20 protein-coding genes are annotated in these 15,986 nt (G+C 72.6%); 11 read left to right on the forward strand and 9 right to left on the reverse strand.

Going from position 1 to position 15,986, the window contains the following annotated elements; all coding sequences use genetic code 11:
• The first annotated feature begins 3 nt into the window (after positions 1–3).
• Genes AB0C38_RS34990 through AB0C38_RS35010 form a run of 5 tightly spaced genes read left to right on the forward strand, consistent with a single transcriptional unit; the run spans position 4 to position 3,647 of the window.
• On the forward strand, positions 4–1,137 hold the full coding sequence (locus AB0C38_RS34990; protein ID WP_360681789.1) for an ArsA family ATPase: 1,134 nt from the start codon (positions 4–6) through the stop codon (positions 1,135–1,137).
• Positions 1,134–1,553, forward strand: a complete 420-nt coding sequence (locus tag AB0C38_RS34995) for a hypothetical protein (protein ID WP_360681790.1) — start codon at positions 1,134–1,136, stop codon at positions 1,551–1,553. Before AB0C38_RS34990 ends, AB0C38_RS34995 begins: the two co-directional genes overlap by 4 nt.
• Positions 1,554–1,568: 15 nt before the next feature.
• Positions 1,569–2,507 (forward strand): ROK family protein, encoded by a 939-nt coding sequence (locus tag AB0C38_RS35000; RefSeq protein ID WP_360681834.1) that lies wholly within the window; start codon positions 1,569–1,571, stop codon positions 2,505–2,507.
• Between the two features lie 31 nt (positions 2,508–2,538).
• The gene (locus AB0C38_RS35005; protein WP_360681792.1) at positions 2,539–2,808 is read left to right on the forward strand and encodes a hypothetical protein; all 270 of its coding nucleotides are present in this window, start codon (positions 2,539–2,541) and stop codon (positions 2,806–2,808) included.
• Complete coding sequence (locus AB0C38_RS35010; protein WP_360681793.1) at positions 2,805–3,647, forward strand: NUDIX domain-containing protein; 843 nt, start codon at positions 2,805–2,807, stop codon at positions 3,645–3,647. The genes AB0C38_RS35005 and AB0C38_RS35010 overlap by 4 nt, the downstream gene beginning before the upstream one ends.
• 11 nt (positions 3,648–3,658) lie before the next feature.
• On the opposite strand, the gene AB0C38_RS35015 is transcribed toward AB0C38_RS35010, so the two are convergent.
• The 3 genes from AB0C38_RS35015 to AB0C38_RS35025 are packed head-to-tail and all read right to left on the reverse strand — an operon-like array spanning position 3,659 to position 6,132.
• Entirely contained in the window at positions 3,659–4,798 is a 1,140-nt protein-coding gene (locus AB0C38_RS35015; protein ID WP_360681795.1) for a glutamate--cysteine ligase, read from the reverse strand.
• A 12-nt stretch (positions 4,799–4,810) separates the two neighbouring features.
• The gene (locus AB0C38_RS35020) at positions 4,811–5,368 is read right to left on the reverse strand and encodes a hypothetical protein (protein WP_360681796.1); all 558 of its coding nucleotides are present in this window, start codon (positions 5,366–5,368) and stop codon (positions 4,811–4,813) included.
• Positions 5,365–6,132: an alpha/beta fold hydrolase gene (locus tag AB0C38_RS35025; RefSeq protein WP_360681798.1), complete on the reverse strand. Its 768-nt coding sequence runs from the start codon at positions 6,130–6,132 to the stop codon at positions 5,365–5,367. Before AB0C38_RS35025 ends, AB0C38_RS35020 begins: the two co-directional genes overlap by 4 nt.
• A 209-nt stretch (positions 6,133–6,341) precedes the next feature.
• Between AB0C38_RS35025 and AB0C38_RS35030 the strand changes: the two genes are divergently transcribed.
• Positions 6,342–7,103 carry a lysophospholipid acyltransferase family protein gene (locus AB0C38_RS35030; protein WP_360681800.1) on the forward strand — a complete coding sequence of 254 codons (762 nt, stop codon included), beginning with the start codon at positions 6,342–6,344 and terminating at the stop codon, positions 7,101–7,103.
• A gap of 17 nt (positions 7,104–7,120) precedes the next feature.
• Entirely contained in the window at positions 7,121–7,609 is a 489-nt protein-coding gene (locus AB0C38_RS35035) for a polyadenylate-specific 3'-exoribonuclease AS (RefSeq protein WP_360681802.1), read from the forward strand.
• Here the strand turns inward: AB0C38_RS35035 and AB0C38_RS35040 are convergent, their stop codons facing one another.
• Complete coding sequence (locus AB0C38_RS35040) at positions 7,610–8,074, reverse strand: Lrp/AsnC family transcriptional regulator (protein WP_360681804.1); 465 nt, start codon at positions 8,072–8,074, stop codon at positions 7,610–7,612.
• A 109-nt stretch (positions 8,075–8,183) separates the two neighbouring features.
• Between AB0C38_RS35040 and AB0C38_RS35045 the strand changes: the two genes are divergently transcribed.
• Together AB0C38_RS35045 and AB0C38_RS35050 are read left to right on the forward strand one after the other, a co-directional pair.
• Positions 8,184–9,062 carry an EamA family transporter gene (locus tag AB0C38_RS35045; RefSeq protein WP_360681805.1) on the forward strand — a complete coding sequence of 293 codons (879 nt, stop codon included), beginning with the start codon at positions 8,184–8,186 and terminating at the stop codon, positions 9,060–9,062.
• Entirely contained in the window at positions 9,062–9,469 is a 408-nt protein-coding gene (locus tag AB0C38_RS35050; protein ID WP_360681807.1) for a DUF2000 domain-containing protein, read from the forward strand. The genes AB0C38_RS35045 and AB0C38_RS35050 overlap by 1 nt, the downstream gene beginning before the upstream one ends.
• Positions 9,470–9,542: 73 nt before the next feature.
• Here the strand turns inward: AB0C38_RS35050 and AB0C38_RS35055 are convergent, their stop codons facing one another.
• Complete coding sequence (locus AB0C38_RS35055) at positions 9,543–10,625, reverse strand: 3-deoxy-7-phosphoheptulonate synthase (RefSeq protein WP_360681809.1); 1,083 nt, start codon at positions 10,623–10,625, stop codon at positions 9,543–9,545.
• 287 nt (positions 10,626–10,912) lie between these two features.
• Here AB0C38_RS35055 and AB0C38_RS35060 point away from each other — a divergent pair, with 287 nt between their 5' ends.
• Entirely contained in the window at positions 10,913–11,938 is a 1,026-nt protein-coding gene (locus AB0C38_RS35060; RefSeq protein WP_360681811.1) for a 6-phosphofructokinase, read from the forward strand.
• 71 nt (positions 11,939–12,009) lie between these two features.
• Here the strand turns inward: AB0C38_RS35060 and AB0C38_RS35065 are convergent, their stop codons facing one another.
• From AB0C38_RS35065 to AB0C38_RS35080, 4 genes are all read right to left on the reverse strand, one after another.
• Positions 12,010–12,888: a CU044_5270 family protein gene (locus AB0C38_RS35065; protein WP_360681813.1), complete on the reverse strand. Its 879-nt coding sequence runs from the start codon at positions 12,886–12,888 to the stop codon at positions 12,010–12,012.
• On the reverse strand, positions 12,881–13,465 hold the full coding sequence (locus tag AB0C38_RS35070; RefSeq protein ID WP_360681814.1) for an RNA polymerase sigma factor: 585 nt from the start codon (positions 13,463–13,465) through the stop codon (positions 12,881–12,883). The genes AB0C38_RS35065 and AB0C38_RS35070 overlap by 8 nt, the downstream gene beginning before the upstream one ends.
• Positions 13,466–13,533: 68 nt before the next feature.
• A complete protein-coding gene (locus AB0C38_RS35075) occupies positions 13,534–14,970 on the reverse strand; it encodes an aromatic amino acid ammonia-lyase (protein WP_360681816.1) in 1,437 nt (478 codons plus the stop codon).
• A gap of 35 nt (positions 14,971–15,005) precedes the next feature.
• Complete coding sequence (locus AB0C38_RS35080; RefSeq protein ID WP_360681818.1) at positions 15,006–15,491, reverse strand: group II truncated hemoglobin; 486 nt, start codon at positions 15,489–15,491, stop codon at positions 15,006–15,008.
• Between the two features lie 67 nt (positions 15,492–15,558).
• Between AB0C38_RS35080 and AB0C38_RS35085 the strand changes: the two genes are divergently transcribed.
• Entirely contained in the window at positions 15,559–15,906 is a 348-nt protein-coding gene (locus AB0C38_RS35085; RefSeq protein WP_360681820.1) for a helix-turn-helix domain-containing protein, read from the forward strand.
• Positions 15,907–15,986: the final 80 nt, after the last annotated feature.

A 15,986-nucleotide genomic window follows, 5' to 3' on the forward strand; every position in this document is an offset into this window, starting at 1 on the left:
CACGTGCGGATCCTGCTGTTCACCGGCAAGGGGGGTGTCGGGAAGACCACGCTGGCCGCGGCCACCGGCGCCGCGCTGGCCGGCCGCGGCAGGAAGACCCTCGTCGTGTCCACCGACCCGGCGCACTCGCTCGGCGACGCCTTCGGCCACACCCTCGGCGCCGAGCCGTCCGAAGTGGACGCTCTCCTCTCGGCGGTCCAGATCGACTCGCGCACCCTGGTGGACACCAGCTGGCACCGGCTGCGGGCCGAGCTGCAGTCGGCCCTGGCCGGCGCGGGGCTCGACACCTTGGACGCCGAAGAGCTCACCGTGCTGCCCGGCGTCGACGAGCTGCTCGCCCTCACCGAGGTCCGCCGGCTGGCCGAAGACGGGCCCTGGGAGACCATCGTCGTCGACTGCGGGCCGACGGCCGAGACGCTGCGGCTGCTCGCCCTGCCCGAAGCCGTCTCCGGCTACCTGACCCGCGTGTTCGGCCGCCGCGGCCGCGTCACGGACTCGGTGCGCCGCCTCGGCACCCACCTGGACGGCTTGCGCGCGCTGCTCACCGAGCCGTCGGTGACCACGGTCCGGCTGGTGCTGACGCCGGAACGGGTGGTCGTCGCCGAGGCGCGGCGCACGCTCAGCTCCCTGGCCCTGCGCGGCATCGCCGTCGACGGCCTGATCGCCAACCGGCTGATGCCCGCGCCCGGGTTCTGGCGCGGCGGCGCCGCGTCGTGGCTGCGCACGCGCCGGACGCAGCAGGACGCCGTGCTGGCCGAACTCTCCGCCGCCGGGTTCGAAGCGGTGTCCCGCGTCGAGCACCGGGCCGTCGAACCGGTCGGGCTGCCCGCGCTGCTGGAGATCGCCGCCGAGCTCTACCGCGGCCGCGACCCCTTGGACGGCAACGGCACCCCGGTCACGCCCCTGCTGCGCGTCCGGCCGGGGCCCGAGGGCTACACGCTGCGCATCGCGATCCCGCTCGGGCGGGACGCCGAGGTCGACCTCGCCCGCGTCGACGACGACCTGGCGATCACCGTGGACGGCTTCCGCAGGCTCATCGCCCTGCCGGAGTCGCTGCGGCCGTGCCGGATCACCGGCGCGGAATCCGACGCCGACGGCCTGGTCGTGAGCCTGGCCGGGAACCGGGGACGCGGGTGAGCGAAGAGGACGAGGCGGCCGGACCGCGGCTCGCGGAGGAGATCCGCCTGCTCGCCGAGATGGTCGTGGAGAAGGCGGCGCCGTGGCTCGAAGGGGTCGTCGCCGCCGGCCACGGGGTCCCTGACGAGGCGAAACCGGACGCTTCGGCGTGCGGCTGGTGCCCGCTGTGTGCGATCGTCGCCGTTGTGCGAGGTGAGCGTCCCGAGTTCGCCGCGAGACTGCTGGAACAGCTGGCCCAGCTGGTGGCGTTGCTCCGAGCGGTGCTCGCGGACCGCTGGGAACCGGACGAGGGCGTGCACATGCCCGGGTTCCGGCCCGCGCCGCGGCCCACCGCGACGGACGACATGGCTTCGCCGCGGGTGCAGCACATCGCCGTCCGCAGGCGGGACGAGTGGCGGCCGGATCGGGAGAGCTGAGTGCGGACGATAGGGGTGGACGTCGGCGGGACGAGCATCCGGGCCGGCGTGGTGGACGAGCACGGCTCGCTGCTCGACACGGCTCGGGTCTCGACGCCGAGCGAGGAGGGCGCCCTCGAGGACGCCATCGCCGGCGTGGTCGAGGACCTGCGCAACCGGCACGAGGTGGCCGGGGTCGGCTTGGCCGTGGCCGGGTTCGTGGCGCGCGACCGCCGGTCGGTGATGTTCGCGCCGCACCTGGCGTGGCGGGGCGCGCCGGTCGCGGACCGGATCGAGAAGCGCGTCGGCCTGCCGGTGCTGCTGGAGCACGACGTCAATTCGGCGATCGTCGGCGAGCACCGCTTCGGCGCGGCCCGTGGCGCCCAGGTGGCGGCGCTGGTCGCGCTCGGCACCGGTATCGGCGCGGGGCTGCTGCTGGAGGGCAAGCTGTTCCGCGGCGCGTACGGCGTGGCGCCCGAGCTGGGCCACCTGACGGTGGTCCGCGGCGGGCGGGCGTGCCCGTGCGGCAAGTACGGCTGCTGGGAGCGCTACTGCAGCGGGACGGCCCTGGCGGCGACGGCGGTGGAGCTGCTGGCCCGCCACCCCGGGCGGTCGACGGTGCTGGCCCCGCAGGTCGCGGGCGACCCGGGCTCGGTGACGGGCCGCCGGGTGGCCGGCGCGGCCCGCGACGGCGACCCGATCGCCCAGCTGGCGATGGCGGAGCTGGCCAAGTGGCTCGGCGAGGGCCTGGCGCTGGTGGCGGACGTGTTCGACCCGGAGATCATCGTGATCGGCGGCGGAGTGTCGGAGTCGGCCCCGCTGTTCCTGGACGAGGCCCGCGAGCACTACGCGGGCGCGATCACGGGGGCCCGGCACCGGCCGCTGGCGCGGATCCGCACGGCCCACCTGGGCGACGACACGGCGATCGTCGGCGCGGCGGCGCTGGCGTTGGAAGCGGCGAAAACCCCGGTCTGACCCCGGCCCGGATGCCATGAACGACCCTTTCATGGCGTCCGGCGAGGTGAAAGAGTCTTTCATGCCGTTGTGGCGGGCCGGGCTCACTCCTCGGGAAGGCGTCGCAGTGCGCGGCGACCGCGCCGCCGTTGCACAGGCCCAGCAGTTCGCCCAGCTCGATGGGCAGCCGGACACCGAGTTCGCGGCCGGCGTGGGCGAATTCGCGGGCGCTCAGCGGCTCGCCCGGGCCGCGGTCCCAGAACGTGGGCTTGAGCTGGTCGAACCGGGTCACGCCGGCAATTGTGACAGGCTGGCCGGGTGAGTCCTGCGTCCGCGAGCGTCTTCGTCAAGTGTTCCTGCGGGCACCTGCACTGGGGCCGCTACGGCGCCGCCGGCCTGCTGCTCGTCGACCCCGCGCGCGGGGTTCTCCTGCAGCGGCGCGCCTGGTGGGTGCACCACGGCCGCACCTGGGCGCTGCCCGGCGGCGCCATCGAGGCGGGGGAGACGGCGGTGACCGCGGCCGCCCGCGAAGCGTTCGAAGAGGCCTCCGTCCCCGCCGAGGCCTTCCGCGCGGTGTCGGCGTCCGTGGTGGACCATGGGGAGTGGAGCTACACGACCGTCCTCGCCCTGGCCGACGGGGCCGAGGCGCGGGTCGCGAACACCGAAAGTGCGGAGGTGCGCTGGGTGGACCCCGAGGACGTGCCCGGGTACCGGCTGCACCGCGACTTCGCCGCCGCCTGGCCGGACCTGCGCGACCGCGTCGGGCAGGAGCTGGTCCTGGTCGTCGACGCCGCCAACGTCGTCGGCTCGCGGCCGGACGGCTGGTGGCGCGACCGGCACGGTGCCGCCGAGCGCCTGCGCGACCAGCTCGTGAAGCTCGCCGAAGCCGGTGTGCCCGACCCGGACGACGCCACCGTGACCTGGTGGCCCCGGATCATCCTGGTCGTCGAAGGCAAGGCGAAGAACGTCACCGGGGTGACCGGAGTCGAGGTCGTCCCCGCCGACACCGACGGCGACTCGAAGATCGTCGAGGTCGTCGGGCAGCAGAAAGGCAAGGTCCTGGTCGCCACCGCCGACCGCGAGCTGCGCGGCCGGGTGACCGCCCTCGGCGCGTCGATCCTCGGCCCGGGCACGCTCCGCACCCAGCTCGACAAGCTCTAGTTCTTCGGGCTCTAGTTCTTCAAGATTCCGTCGCGCATCTCGGCGACCAGCGACGCCATCACGGCCTTGAGGCTGCCCTTGTGCCGTTCCGCGACCGCCCGCTGCCGCCGGTAGCTCGGCCCGTGGCGCAGGATCGTCTCGACGTCGCGCAGCTCGGCCACGCAGTCCAGGCGCCGCGCTACCGGCTCCAGCCGGTCCAGCAGGTCGGCGATGTCGTCGGTGACCAGCCGCTCGCGCCCGGCCGCGTCCAGGATGATGATCGCGTCGGTGCCGTAGCGGGCCGCGCGCCACTTGTTCTCCTGGACGTGCCACGGCGGCAGCACCGGCAGGATCTCGCCGTCGTCGAGGCGCTCGCTGAAGTCGTCGACCAGGCACTGCGTCAGCGCCGAGATCGCGCCGACCTCCTCCAGCGTCGGCAGCCCGTCGCAGACGCGCATCTCGATCGTGCCCAGGTGCGGCGCCGGCCGGATGTCCCAGCGGATCTCCGAGAAGTGGTCGATCACGCCGGTGGTGAACATGTCCTCGGCGTAGCTCTCCAGCTCGGCCCACTTCCGGAACTGGAACGGCAGCCCGGCCGTCGGCAGCTGCTGGAACATCAGCGCCCGGTTCGACGCGTACCCGGTGTCTTCGGCGCCCCAGTACGGCGAAGACGCCGACAGCGCCTGCAGGTGCGGCGCGTAGTTCAGCAGCGCGTCGAGGATCGGCAGCACCTTGTCGCGGTGGTCGACCCCGACGTGGACGTGCACGCCGTAGATCAGCATCTGCCGGCCCCACCACTGGGTCCGGTCGATCAGCTTGGCGTACCGCTCCTTGTCGGTGACCTTCTGCTGGTACCAGTTCGAGAACGGGTGCGTCCCGGCCGAGAACATCTCGACGCCGAGCGGGTCGGCGACGCCGTGCAGGACGTCGAGCGACCCGGCCAGGTCGGCCTTGACCTCGGCGATCGTGTCGCAGACGCCGGTGATGACCTCGATGGTGTTGAGCAGCAGCTCCTGCTTGATCTTCGGGTGCTCGCCGCGGTCGTCGGGGCGGACGGCCTCGAGGATCCGCTCGGCCACCGACGACAGCTCACCGCTGCGCCGGTCGACCAGGCCGAGCTCCCATTCCGCGCCGACGGTCGATCGCCGCGAGGGGCTGAACTCGATGTGCATCGCCGTGGCGGATCAGACCTGGGCGCCGTTGCTGGGGTCGGCGCCGGGCGGCGGCCCCTGCCGGACGCGCAGCAGCAGCAACGCGATCGACGTCGCGAGCGCGAGGATGCCCAGCGGCGTCGCCACCGTCGGGCCCACGCCGATCGCGCCGGGCAGGATCAGCAGGAACAGCCCGGCCAGGAACAGCAGCAGGATGAGGAACGCGCCCATCTTCGGCCGCGGCAGCGGCGGCGGCTCCGGCGGGACGTAGTGCTCGTCGTCGCCGGCCGGGTCGTCGGAGAACATCGTCGCGTCCCACGACGTGCCCCCGGACCGCCAGCCGGTCTCCGGCGGGGTGTCCACGGCCGGCGGCTCGGCGGGCCGGTCCGGTGTCCGGCGCGACTCGCTCTCCACACCCGGCCCGGACCCCGCGGCGCTCCCCGCCGCGTCCGTGCTCCCGGCGGCGTCCGCGCTCCCGGCGGTGTCCGCTGTGTCCACTTCAGGGAGCCCGAACCCATCGGCGCGCAGGTCGGCGACGATTTCGGCGAACGTCGCGTCGACGTCCTCCGGCCCGTCCTTCCCCCGGCTCATGCGGTCTCCTCGGGCTGAGCGGCGTGCGCCTTCACGAACTCGACGCTACGCGTGAAGATGACTTCGGCGTCGTTGTCCTGGGTCGCGACGTGGTAGCTGTTCTCCAGCACGACCTCGGTGACGTCGGTGCTCGAGACCCCCTGCAGCACGAGCCGCGAGTTCTCCGGCTCGACGACGTGGTCGACCGACGAGTGCAGCAGCAGCACCGGCTGCGTCACCTTCCCCAGGTCCGCGCGCACGAGGGCCCACAGCTTCGCCAGGCTCGCCGCGGCCCGCACCGGCGTGCGCGGGTAGGCCAGCTCCGTCTCGCCCGGCTTCTTGATGTCGTTCGCGATCGCCGGCACCGAAGGCACGATCTTGCCCAGCACCGGCAGCAGCTTCGTGTCCCACTTCAGCCGCGTCACCGACGGGTTGACCAGGACGATCCCGGCGATCCGGTCGCCGAACTCCTCGGCCAGGCGCAGGGTCAGCGTCCCGCCCATCGAGAGGCCGCCGACGAACACGGTCTTGCACGTCGAGAGCAGCGCGAGCAGCGCTTCGCGGACGGCGCCGTACCAGTCTTCCCACGTCGTGCGGTTGAGGTCGGGCCAGCGGGTGCCGTGCCCCGGCAGCAGCGGGCAGCGCACCGTGAACCCGGCCCCGGCCAGGTGGTCACCCCAGGCCCGCATGCTCGCCGGGGTGCCGGTGAACCCGTGGCAGAGCAGGAACCCGGTCTCGGCCGAACCGGTGTGGCCGAACGGTTCCGCGCCGGCGAGCACGCCCATGCGATCGCCTTCCGTGTAAGCGGTGGATTCCCCCATGCTCTCACGGCTCGCGGGCGTTGTGGGGGTCCGCCCGGACCCGGAATTCCCTGTGAGATCGATCGCTGCCGAGTGGTAACCGGGTGGTCTCCGTTGTGCGGCGGCCACCGGGCTTCGTAGGCTGACCGTCGCGGGTGACAGGGGTTGAGCTGCGATGGAGGACTGAGGCACCGGTGCTGTACTGGCTCATGAAGTGGGTATTCATCGGACCGCTGCTCAAGACGCTGTGGCCGACCAAGGTCGTCGGCGCGGAGAACATCCCCGAGAACGGGGGCGCGATCCTGGCCGGCAACCACCTGGCGGTCGCCGACTCGTTCTTCATGCCGCTGCGCGTCAAGCGCAAGGTCACCTTCCCGGCCAAGTCCGAGTACTTCACCGAGCCCGGCTTGAAGGGCCTGCTCAAGAAGTGGTTCTTCACCGGCGTCGGCCAGTTCCCGATCGACCGCTCCGGCGGCAACGCCGCCCAGGCCGCGCTCGACACCGCGACCCGGCTGGTCAAGGCCGGCCACCTGCTCGGCATCTACCCCGAGGGCACCCGCTCCCCGGACGGCCGGCTCTACAAGGGCAAGACCGGCGTCGCCCGGATCGCCCTGGAGTCCGGCGGCGTCGTCGTCCCGGTGGCGATGATCGGCACGGACAAGGTCAACCCGATCGGCTCCAAGATGTGGTGGCCGCGCCGGCTCGAGGTCCGCTTCGGCAAGCCCCTGAACTTTTCGCGGTACGAGGGTCTCGCGGGCGACCGCTTCATCGAGCGGTCGATCACCGACGAGATCATGTACGCGCTGATGGAGCTGTCCGGCCAGGAGTACGTCGACATCTACGCGGCGAAGGCCAAGGAACTGCTGGCCGCGGAGGCCGCCGGGGTCAAGCCCAAGGTGCCCGCGCAGCCGACCGCGTCGGACGCGGCCCGGGTGCCCGAATCGAAGGTCGGCTGACCCACTAGGGTTCACCGGTGCGTTTCTTCTACGACACCGAATTCATCGAAGACGGCGTGACCATCGATCTGGTGTCCATCGGTGTCGTTGACGAACGGGGCCGCGAGTTCTACGCGGTTTCGACCGAGTTCGACCCGGCGAAGGCCGGCCAGTGGGTCCGGGACAACGTCCTGGACAAGCTGCCGTCGCCGGCCGACCGGGCGTGGCGCAGCCGCGAGAAGATCCGTGCCGACCTGCTGGAGTTCTTCGGCAAGCCGCCGGGCGGGATCGAGCTGTGGGCGTGGTTCGCCGCGTACGACCACGTCGCGCTCGCCCAGCTGTGGGGCCCGATGCCGGCGCTGCCGCGGCAGCTGCCGCGCTTCACCCGCGACCTGCGTCAGCGGTGGGAGGACGCGGGCAAGCCGAAGCTGCCGTCGGCGCCCACCGACCAGCACGACGCCCTGGCGGACGCGAAGCACAACCTCGCGCGCTGGGAGATCATCGAGGAGTACTTCCGGCGCCGCTGATCACTCGCCCGGCGTCGCTGGGGTTACCACGGTCCGGCGGAAGTGGTTGAAGATCACCGACGTCCGGACGTCGACGATCTCCTTGCGCTGGGTCAGCCGGTCGAGGACGAACCCGCTCAGGTGGTCGTTGTCGGCGACCGCGATGTGCAGCAGGAAGTCGTCGCTGCCGGACATCACGAACACCGACAGCACCTCGGGCAGCCCGGCCACGAAGGCGCGGAACGACTCGATCACCGCGCGGTCGGGCGGGCGCAGCCGCACCGCGACCATCGCCTGCACCGGCCGGCCGATCTTCTTCAGGTCGACCTCGACGTGGTGCCCGCGCACGATCCCGCGCCGGGTCAGCTCCCGAACCCGCTCGAGACAGGTCGACTGCGCGATGTGCAGCCGGCGCGCGAGCTCCTTGTTGGTCTGCTTGGCGTCCTCCTGAAGCAGGGTCAGCAGTGCCGAATCCAGTTCGTCCATCGAGGGGTCCCGCCTCCCGTCGGCGAGCAGAATTCGAGGTTCTGCCCGGGCCGCCGAATCTAACACGGCTTTCGTCGAGGCCTTTCCGCTCGCTGTTTAGGGTCGGGCCATGATCACGGAAACCCGTCCTGGCCGCGGCCTTGCCGTGGCCGCCGTCCTGGCCGCCGCGCTGATCTGGAGCAGCTCGTTCGCGGTGACCAAGGTGGCGCTGGCGCGGATCCCGCCGATGACGCTCGGCGCGCTGCGGTTCGTCGTCGCCGCGGCCGTCCTCGGCGTGGTGGTGCACACGGGCCGGCACCGGCTCCCGTCCCTTCGGCAACGGCTGGTCATCGGGTTCGCCGGCCTGCTCGGGATCACGGCGTACTTCGCGCTGGAGAACGCCGGCGTCGACCTGGCCACGGCGTCCGACGCGACGCTGATCGTCGCCGCCTACCCGATCATCACCCTGGCGCTCTCCGGCCGCGCCGCGTTCTCCCCGGTCCGGCTGGCCGGCATGCTGGTGGCGGTCGGCGGGGTCTGGCTGGTGGTGCGCGGGCAGACCGGCGGCGGGAGCGACCACCGGCTGTGGGGCGACCTCCTGCTCGTCGCCGGCGGCCTCGCGTGGGCGGTCTACAACCTCGTGGTGCGGCGGGACGGCTCGGGCGCGTCGCCGATCGTGGTCACCTACTACCAGACGCTCGCGGGCGCGGGCGGGTTCGTCCTGCTGTCGCTGACCGAGGTGGACCGCTGGAGCGTCCCGGCCGGGGGAGACCTGCTGCGGATCGCCTTCCTCGCGGCTTTCTGTTCGGTGGCGGCGTTCCTGCTCTACAACTACGGGCTTCGCGGGCTCGAACCGAGCGTCGCGGTCAACCTGCTCACGATCGTCCCGGTGGCGGGTCTCGGCTGGGCGGTGCTGCTGGCCGGCGAGACACTTTCGCTTTCCCAGCTGCTGGGTGGGGCCGTCGTGATCGCCGGGGTTTCCCTGGGCAGCCTGCGGAAGGAAGCGTGATGGCGGACAAGTGCGCGGTGGTGGTCGGTGCGGAGCTGCCGGTGGGCCTGGCGGCCAACGCCGCCGGCGTCCTCTCGGTGACCCTCGGGCACCGGATCGAGGGCCTGGTCGGCGCCGACGTCGAGGACGCCGACGGCGTCGCACACCCCGGGATCATCCACGTGCCGCTGCCGATCCTGAGGGCTCCGCGCGAGGAGGTCGCCGCCATCGTCCGGGCGGCCGCTGAAGACGACGAAGTCTTCTTCGTCGCCTTCAGCGCGCTCGCCCAGAGCTGCCGGACCTACGAGGAGTACACGGCCAAGCTGGCGGCCACGGCCACCGCGGACCTCGACAGCATCGGCGTCGCCCTGCACGGTCCGCGCAAACGCATCGACCGGCTCATCGGGTCACTGCCGCTGCTGCGCTGACTTCCCGGCCGCCCGAAACTGTCGGGGGTCCCCGGTAACGTGAAAACCGGGGGACCCCCAGGCCGGGGACCTCTCAGCGGCGCGCCCGGACCGCCTCGGCCAGCTCGTCCAGCAGCGGGGCCGTGTCGTCCCACGCCAGGCACGCGTCCGTGATCGACTGCCCGTACGTCAGCTTCTCCGCGTGGCCCAGGTCGAGTTCCTGCCGCCCGGCCGCGAGGAAGCTCTCCATCATCAGCCCGGAGATCCCGCGCTCACCGGACGCGATCCGGGCCGCCAGCTCGCGCACCACGGATGCCTGCCGCACGTGGTCCTTGCCGCTGTTGCCGTGGCTCGCGTCGATGATCACGCGCTCCGGCAGACCCGACTTCGCCAGGCGTGCCAGGGTGTCCGTCACCGTCGCGGCGTCGTAGTTCGGGCCGCCGTTGTGGCCGCGCAAGATCACGTGGCAGTCCGGGTTGCCCGCCGTCGTCAGCAGGGCCGCCAAGCCGTCGGTGTTGATGCCCGGGAACACGTGGCTCGCCGCGGCCGCGCGGGTCGCGTCGACCGCCACCTGGACGTCACCCTCGGTCGAGTTCTTGATGCCCACCGGCATCGACAGCGCGCTGCACAGCTGGCGGTGCACCTGGCTCGCCGCGGTCCGCGCGCCGATCGACCCCCACGTCACGATGTCGGCGATGAACTGCGGCGTGATCGGGTCGAGGAACTCGCACCCGACCGGCAGGCCGAGCCCGGAGACGTCGAGCAGCAGCTTGCGCGCCATCCGCAGGCCCTTGTTGACGGCGAACGTGCCGTCGAGGTCCGGGTCGTTGATCAGGCCCTTCCAGCCCAGCGTGGTGCGCGGCTTCTCGAAGTAGACGCGCATCACGATGTGCAGTTCGCCGCGCACTTCCTCGGCCTTCGCAGCCAGCCGGCGGGCGTAGTCGAGGGCGGCTTCCGGGTCGTGCACCGAGCACGGGCCGACGACCACGAGCAGCCGGTCGTCCCGGCCGTCGAGGATGTCGACCGTTTCGGTGCGGCCCTCCTGCACGACCTTGGCGACGGCGGCGTCGACGGGATGGTCTTCGCGGAGCAGCGCGGGCGGAATGAGCGGACTGATCGACGTGGTGCGCGCGGCGTCGAGGTCACCGATGGTGGCTGGTCCGGCGGAGAGCGTCATCGCGGGGGTGATCCTTTCTGGTGGACACCGACCCGCGCGGGGGACCCTCGCCGAGCCGGTTGGAAATCCGGCTCGGGGGTGGAGGTCAGCGCAGGTTCACGCCGCCGAGCCCACCCGGGGCCGGCTTCGTAAACCAGTAATAGCGCTGCACGGCGCCAAAGTAGCACAGGGCGAACCCGGACCGATCCGGCAGGTGGTCCGGGCTGCACCGATCAAGACGAGAGCCGCTACGCTGGCACCCGAGCGAAATGTGACTGTCATCTCCAGAGAACAGACGGAGGCTTCTCATGCGTGTCGGTGTGCTGACCGGCGGCGGCGACTGCCCGGGGCTCAACGCGGTGATCCGCGCGGTGGTGCGTAAGGGCATCGAGGTGCACGGCTGGGACTTCGTGGGCTTCCGCAACGGCTGGAACGGTCCGCTGACCGGGGACAGCCGCCCCCTCGGCCTCAACGACGTCGAGGACATCCTCACCCGCGGCGGAACCATCCTGCGGTCCTCGCGCACCAACCCGTACAAGGTCGAGGGTGGCGTCGAGAAGATCAAGAAGGTCCTGGCCGACCAGGGCGTCGACGCGCTGATCGCGATCGGCGGCGAGGACACCCTCGGCGTCGCGAAGCGCCTGACGGACGACGGCGTCGGCGTCGTGGGCGTGCCCAAAACGATCGACAACGACCTGGGCTCGACCGACTACACCTTCGGCTTCGACACCGCGGTCTCCATCGCGACCGAGGCGATCGACCGGCTGCACACCACCGCCGAGTCGCACCACCGCGCGCTGGTCGTCGAGGTCATGGGCCGCCACGCCGGCTGGATCGCGCTGCACTCCGGCCTAGCCGGCGGCGCGAGCGTGATCCTGGTGCCGGAGCGGGCTTTCAACGTCGAGCAGGTCGTCTCCTGGGTCGAGCGCCGCTTCGAGAAGGAGTTCGCGCCGATCATCGTCGTGGCCGAGGGCGCGCTGCCCGAGGGCGGCGAGGAGAAGCTGCTCACCGGCGAGAAGGACGCCTTCGGGCACGTCCGCCTCGGCGGCATCGGCACCTGGCTGGCCGACGAGATCGCCCGCCGCACCGGCAAGGAGTCCCGCGCGGTCGTGCTGGGCCACGTCCAGCGCGGCGGCACCCCGACCGCGTACGACCGCGTGCTCGCGACCCGCTTCGGCCTCCACGCCGTGGACGCGGTGGCCGACGGCGACTTCGGCGTCATGGTCGCCCTGAAGGGCACCGACATCGTCCGCGTGAAGCTGTCGGAGGCGACCGCCGAGCTGAAGACGGTCCCGACCGAGCGCTACGAAGAGGCCGAAGTCTTCTTCGGCTGAGCCTGGTTGTCCGTGAAGGCCTCCTTACCGGCTCTTATGGCCGGTAAGGAGGCCTTCACGGCGTTTCCGGTCTAGGGGCGCTGCCGCACCCGGTCGACGATGCCTCGGTCCACCACCGAACCGGTCGTCCCGTCGCCGAGGTAGGCGAAGGTCACCGGGTCGAACAGGAACTCGTCCTGGTTGCCGATCACGTGCTCGGTCGTGCTGTTCCAGGTGATCCCGAGGACCGGCCGGCCGGTGCTGTCCGTCGCGTCCGGCCGCGCGACCAGCCCGGGGACCTTCGCCACGGCCTCGTAGAGGGCGGCCCGCGTCGCCGGGCGCAGGTAGCCGCCGGCCAGCGTCACGACCTCGACGCCGAGGTCGTGCAGCGTGTCCCCTTCGCCGTAGGTGCTCTTGTGCAGGTAGGCGAGCATGTCGTCGGCGTTCGCCGGCAGCTCCGGGTGGGCCGCGGGGTGCGGCACGCACTTGCTCGTCACCGTCCGCCCGTGGCCTTCCCGCTGCACCCGTTCGCCGTCGCGGCAGCCGGCGACTTCGGTTTCGTGGCCGAACAGGATCTGGAGCCCGTCGTGGGTCCCGTCCGCCGACGCCCACACCTCGTTCTCCCGGCCGTCCGCGGTGCGCGTCCGGGTGTAGACGAACTGGTCCGGCCGGGGTTCGGCGTCCGGCTGGGCGCGGGCCAGCGCGGCCGCGGAGTGCAGGATCGACACCGGGTCGGTCGCCGCTCGGGGGGCCGGCGGGACAGCGGTGTCCGGCGGCGTCAGCACGACGACGGCGGCGGCGGCGACGGCCGCGGCGAGTCCCGCCGCGGCGAGCCCGCCCCACACCGCGCGCCGGTGGCGAGCCGGTCGTCGCGCCGCGGCGAGCAGGTCGCCGCGCGCCGGGCCCAGGTCGCCGGGCGCCGGGAGGACGGCCGGTCCGGCGAACTCGCGGAGCAGCTGCATCTCATCCATGGTTCGAGACCTCCTCGGCGGGGGTGTGCCCCAGCTGGGCGCGGACCTTCTTGCGGGCCCGGTTCAGGCGCGACCGGACCGTGCCGACCGGGATGTCCAGCGCGGCCGCGACCTCTTCGTAGGCGAGGCCTTCCCAGGCGATCAGCAGCAGCACGTCGCGGTCGCCGGGGGAGAGGGCGGCCAGTGCCGTGGCGAGCCGGGCGTTCATCGCCTGGGCGGTCACCTGCGCGGCGACCTGATCCGCGTGACACGCCTGATCGGCGGGCGGCCCGAGTGCGGCGCGCAGCCGGTACTCGCGCGCCTCCTCCCGCCGGCGCCGCCCGACGAGGTTGGTGGCGATGCCGTAGAGCCACGGCCGCGCGTCCGGGAACGCCGGGTCGTAGCGGCCACGGCCGCCGAACGCGATCAGGAACGTCTCGCCCACGAGGTCGTCGGCGACCTGGCCGCCGAGCCGCCGGGCGAGGTAGCGGTGGATCTGCGGGGCGTGGCGGTCGAAGACGGCCGCGAACCGCTCGGGGTGCCGGAGCGACGCGGTGATGATCTCCGCGTCGACCCCGGCTTCACCTGGTGAACTCATGAACCGCCTTGCCTGTCGTGAGGCCGATCTGCGCTTGTTGTTCGCAGAAGGGGCGATCCGGGTTCACGCTAGATGCGGGCGAGGGTGTCCAGGACGCCGACCGCGGCGGCGATGTCGTCGGTGAGGGGACGGTCGTCGGTGCTCTCGTCCAGGACTTCGGCCGCCGCGTCGAACGCGTCGCGCACCGGCAGGTCCACCAGGTCCGCGTCCCGCATCCGCAGCGCACGCACCGCCGCGACCAGCTCGCACGCCAGCACCTGCTGGTACGACGTGCAGGCCGCGGTCGCCGCGCGGGCCGCCTGCGTCGAGAAGCTCGCGTGGTCCTCGATGCCGCGGGAGACGACGGCCGTGCCGAGCGTCGCCGGGAGGGCCGCCTGCCGCAGTTCGGTGAGCGCGTCGTGGGCGACGTACTCCAGGATCATCACGCCGGAGCTGCCCGCCGGGCCCGCCGCGAGGAACGGCCGCAGCCCGGTGAACTCCGGCTCGACCAGGTCGCCGAGCCGCGCCACCGACAGTTCCGCCACCTGGTGCACGGTCGCGCGCGCCTGGTCCAGCGCCGTCGACACATACGCGGTGTGGAAGTGCGCGTGGTGGTAGGCGTCGCCGTGGACCGTCGAGATCATCGGGTTCTCGGTGCTGGCGTTGATCTCGATGGCGAGGACGTCCCGCAGGTAGTGGATCGCGTCCAGCGCGGGGCCCTGCACCTGCGGGAACGCCCGCAGCCCGAACGGGTCCTGGATCCGCCGGCCCGGCTTCGGCGTCTGGTGCATGCCGAGCAGCCGGCGCATTTCGGCCGCGCACGCGACCTGCCCCGCGTGCGGACGCGCTTCGTGCACCGGCGTCGCGTACGCCTCGGGGTTGCCGTCGAGCGCGACGTACGTCAGCGCCGCGACGGCGTGGCTCGCCCGGGTCAGCGTGTCGAGCCGCATCGTCGCGAGGGTCGCTTCGGCGAGCGTCGCGGCGTTGCTGCTCATGAACGCCAGCGCGTCGCCGGCCTGCACCGCCACCGGCGGCACGTGCCCCTCGACCCACGCGCGTTCCCCGGTGAGCGCGAGCGCCGTCTCGGCCAGCGGGGCGAGGTCGCCGGTGCCGATCGCGCCGAGCCGGTGCACCAGCGGGAGCGCGCCGGCGCGGACCGCGTCGGCCAGCGCGCCGATCAGCTCGGGGCTGATCCCCGACCGCCCGGCCAGGAGCTGGTTCAGGCGGATCAGCATCATCGCGCGGACCTGCCCGGGCGGCATCGGGTCGCCGCTGCCGCCCGCGTGGCTGCGCAGCAGGCGCAGGCCGTGCTCCCGCGAGCTCTCGACGGTGTCGTCCTTGGTGGCGCCGACGCCGGTCGTCCGGCCGTAGACCATCCGCCGGGTGCTCAGTTCCCCGGCGAGCTTCCACGCGTGCTCGGCACCGCGCAGCGCGGCGACCGAGACGTCGATGCCCAGCGGGCCCCCGGTGCGCGCGGCGGTCACCACGTCCGCGCACCGCAGGGTCCGGCCGTCGACCCGGATCACGGGCAGCCTCCTTTCCGGCTGCCCTCACTGTGCGGCTACGACGCGGGTGGCTGCCAGGGCGGCATCGGCCAGTCCCAGTGCGGCACCGGTTCGTGCAGGTTCGGCTCGGCGCCGGGGGCGGAGAACACGACGGCCAGGCGGCTGCCCCACTCGAGGTAGCCGGCGAAGGCGGCGCGGAACTCGGGGTCGCCGGGCAGGCCGGCCTCGTCGGCGGCGTCGAGCAGCAGGTTCACCCACCGGCGGCGCTGCTGCTCGGTGATGGCGCGGCCGAGGTGGCGGCCGACCATGTGGGCGTGGCCGCCGTGGCCCGCGGAGTAGGCGGCCGGCCCGCCGAAGACCTCGCCGAGCCAGACCGCGACGTGCTTCGGGTGGTCCGGGTCCATGCCGCGGAAGACGGGTTCGAGCAGGGGATCTTCGAGGACGTGGCCGTAGAAGATCGTCAGCAGCTGCACGAGCGCGTCGTGGCCGCCGGCCCAGTCGTAGAGGGTCGGGGTGGCGGGTGGGGTTTCTGGCACGATCACCCGGTCAGGCAACCAGTGGTGCTCCGGCCGGGCAACCACGTACTTTCCGGTGCGTAGGGGGAATGGGATGAAGCGGTACCACTGCGCGGTGGAGCTGGCGGTCGACCTGATCGGCGGCAAGTGGAAGCCGGTGATCCTGGCCCACCTGAAGGAGGGCGCGCACCGCTACGGCGAGCTGCGGCGGCGGATGCCGGGGGTGAGCGAGAAGATGCTGACCCAGCAGCTGCGCGAGCTGGCCGCGGACGGGATCGTCCGGCGCCTCGAGTTCGACGGCCGGGTCCCGCACGTGGAGTACCACCTGACGGAGGTGGGGGAGGAGCTCCGCCCGGCGCTGCAGGCGCTGTACGAGTGGGGCGAGCGCCGCGCGGCGGCCGCAGGCATCACGTTCGACCCGCCCCCGGAGCCCCGGACGTAAGCGCCCCAATGTGGCCTTCGGTGCGTTCAACGCACCGAAGGGCCCCTTGGGTGCGTCAGACGCAACCAAGGCCACATTGG

The organism is Amycolatopsis sp. NPDC048633, from assembly GCF_040650695.1.
GTDB lineage: Bacteria > Actinomycetota > Actinomycetes > Mycobacteriales > Pseudonocardiaceae > Amycolatopsis.

Excerpts from the sequence above, each read along its gene's own strand:
- AB0C38_RS35085 (WP_360681820.1), top strand. The coding sequence starts at position 15,559 with ATGAAGCGGTACCACTGCGCGGTGGAGCTGGCGGTCGACCTGATCGGC.
- AB0C38_RS35020 (WP_360681796.1), bottom strand. The coding sequence starts at position 5,368 with ATGAGCCGGGGGAAGGACGGGCCGGAGGACGTCGACGCGACGTTCGCC.
- AB0C38_RS35050 (WP_360681807.1), top strand. The coding sequence starts at position 9,062 with ATGGCGGACAAGTGCGCGGTGGTGGTCGGTGCGGAGCTGCCGGTGGGC.
- AB0C38_RS35005 (WP_360681792.1), top strand. The coding sequence starts at position 2,539 with ATGGCGTCCGGCGAGGTGAAAGAGTCTTTCATGCCGTTGTGGCGGGCC.
- AB0C38_RS35055 (WP_360681809.1), bottom strand. The coding sequence starts at position 10,625 with ATGACGCTCTCCGCCGGACCAGCCACCATCGGTGACCTCGACGCCGCG.
- AB0C38_RS35025 (WP_360681798.1), bottom strand. The coding sequence starts at position 6,132 with ATGGGCGTGCTCGCCGGCGCGGAACCGTTCGGCCACACCGGTTCGGCC.
- AB0C38_RS35045 (WP_360681805.1), top strand. The coding sequence starts at position 8,184 with ATGATCACGGAAACCCGTCCTGGCCGCGGCCTTGCCGTGGCCGCCGTC.
- AB0C38_RS35040 (WP_360681804.1), bottom strand. The coding sequence starts at position 8,074 with ATGGACGAACTGGATTCGGCACTGCTGACCCTGCTTCAGGAGGACGCC.
- AB0C38_RS35070 (WP_360681814.1), bottom strand. The coding sequence starts at position 13,465 with ATGAGTTCACCAGGTGAAGCCGGGGTCGACGCGGAGATCATCACCGCG.
- AB0C38_RS35065 (WP_360681813.1), bottom strand. The coding sequence starts at position 12,888 with ATGGATGAGATGCAGCTGCTCCGCGAGTTCGCCGGACCGGCCGTCCTC.
- AB0C38_RS35060 (WP_360681811.1), top strand. The coding sequence starts at position 10,913 with ATGCGTGTCGGTGTGCTGACCGGCGGCGGCGACTGCCCGGGGCTCAAC.
- AB0C38_RS35015 (WP_360681795.1), bottom strand. The coding sequence starts at position 4,798 with ATGCACATCGAGTTCAGCCCCTCGCGGCGATCGACCGTCGGCGCGGAA.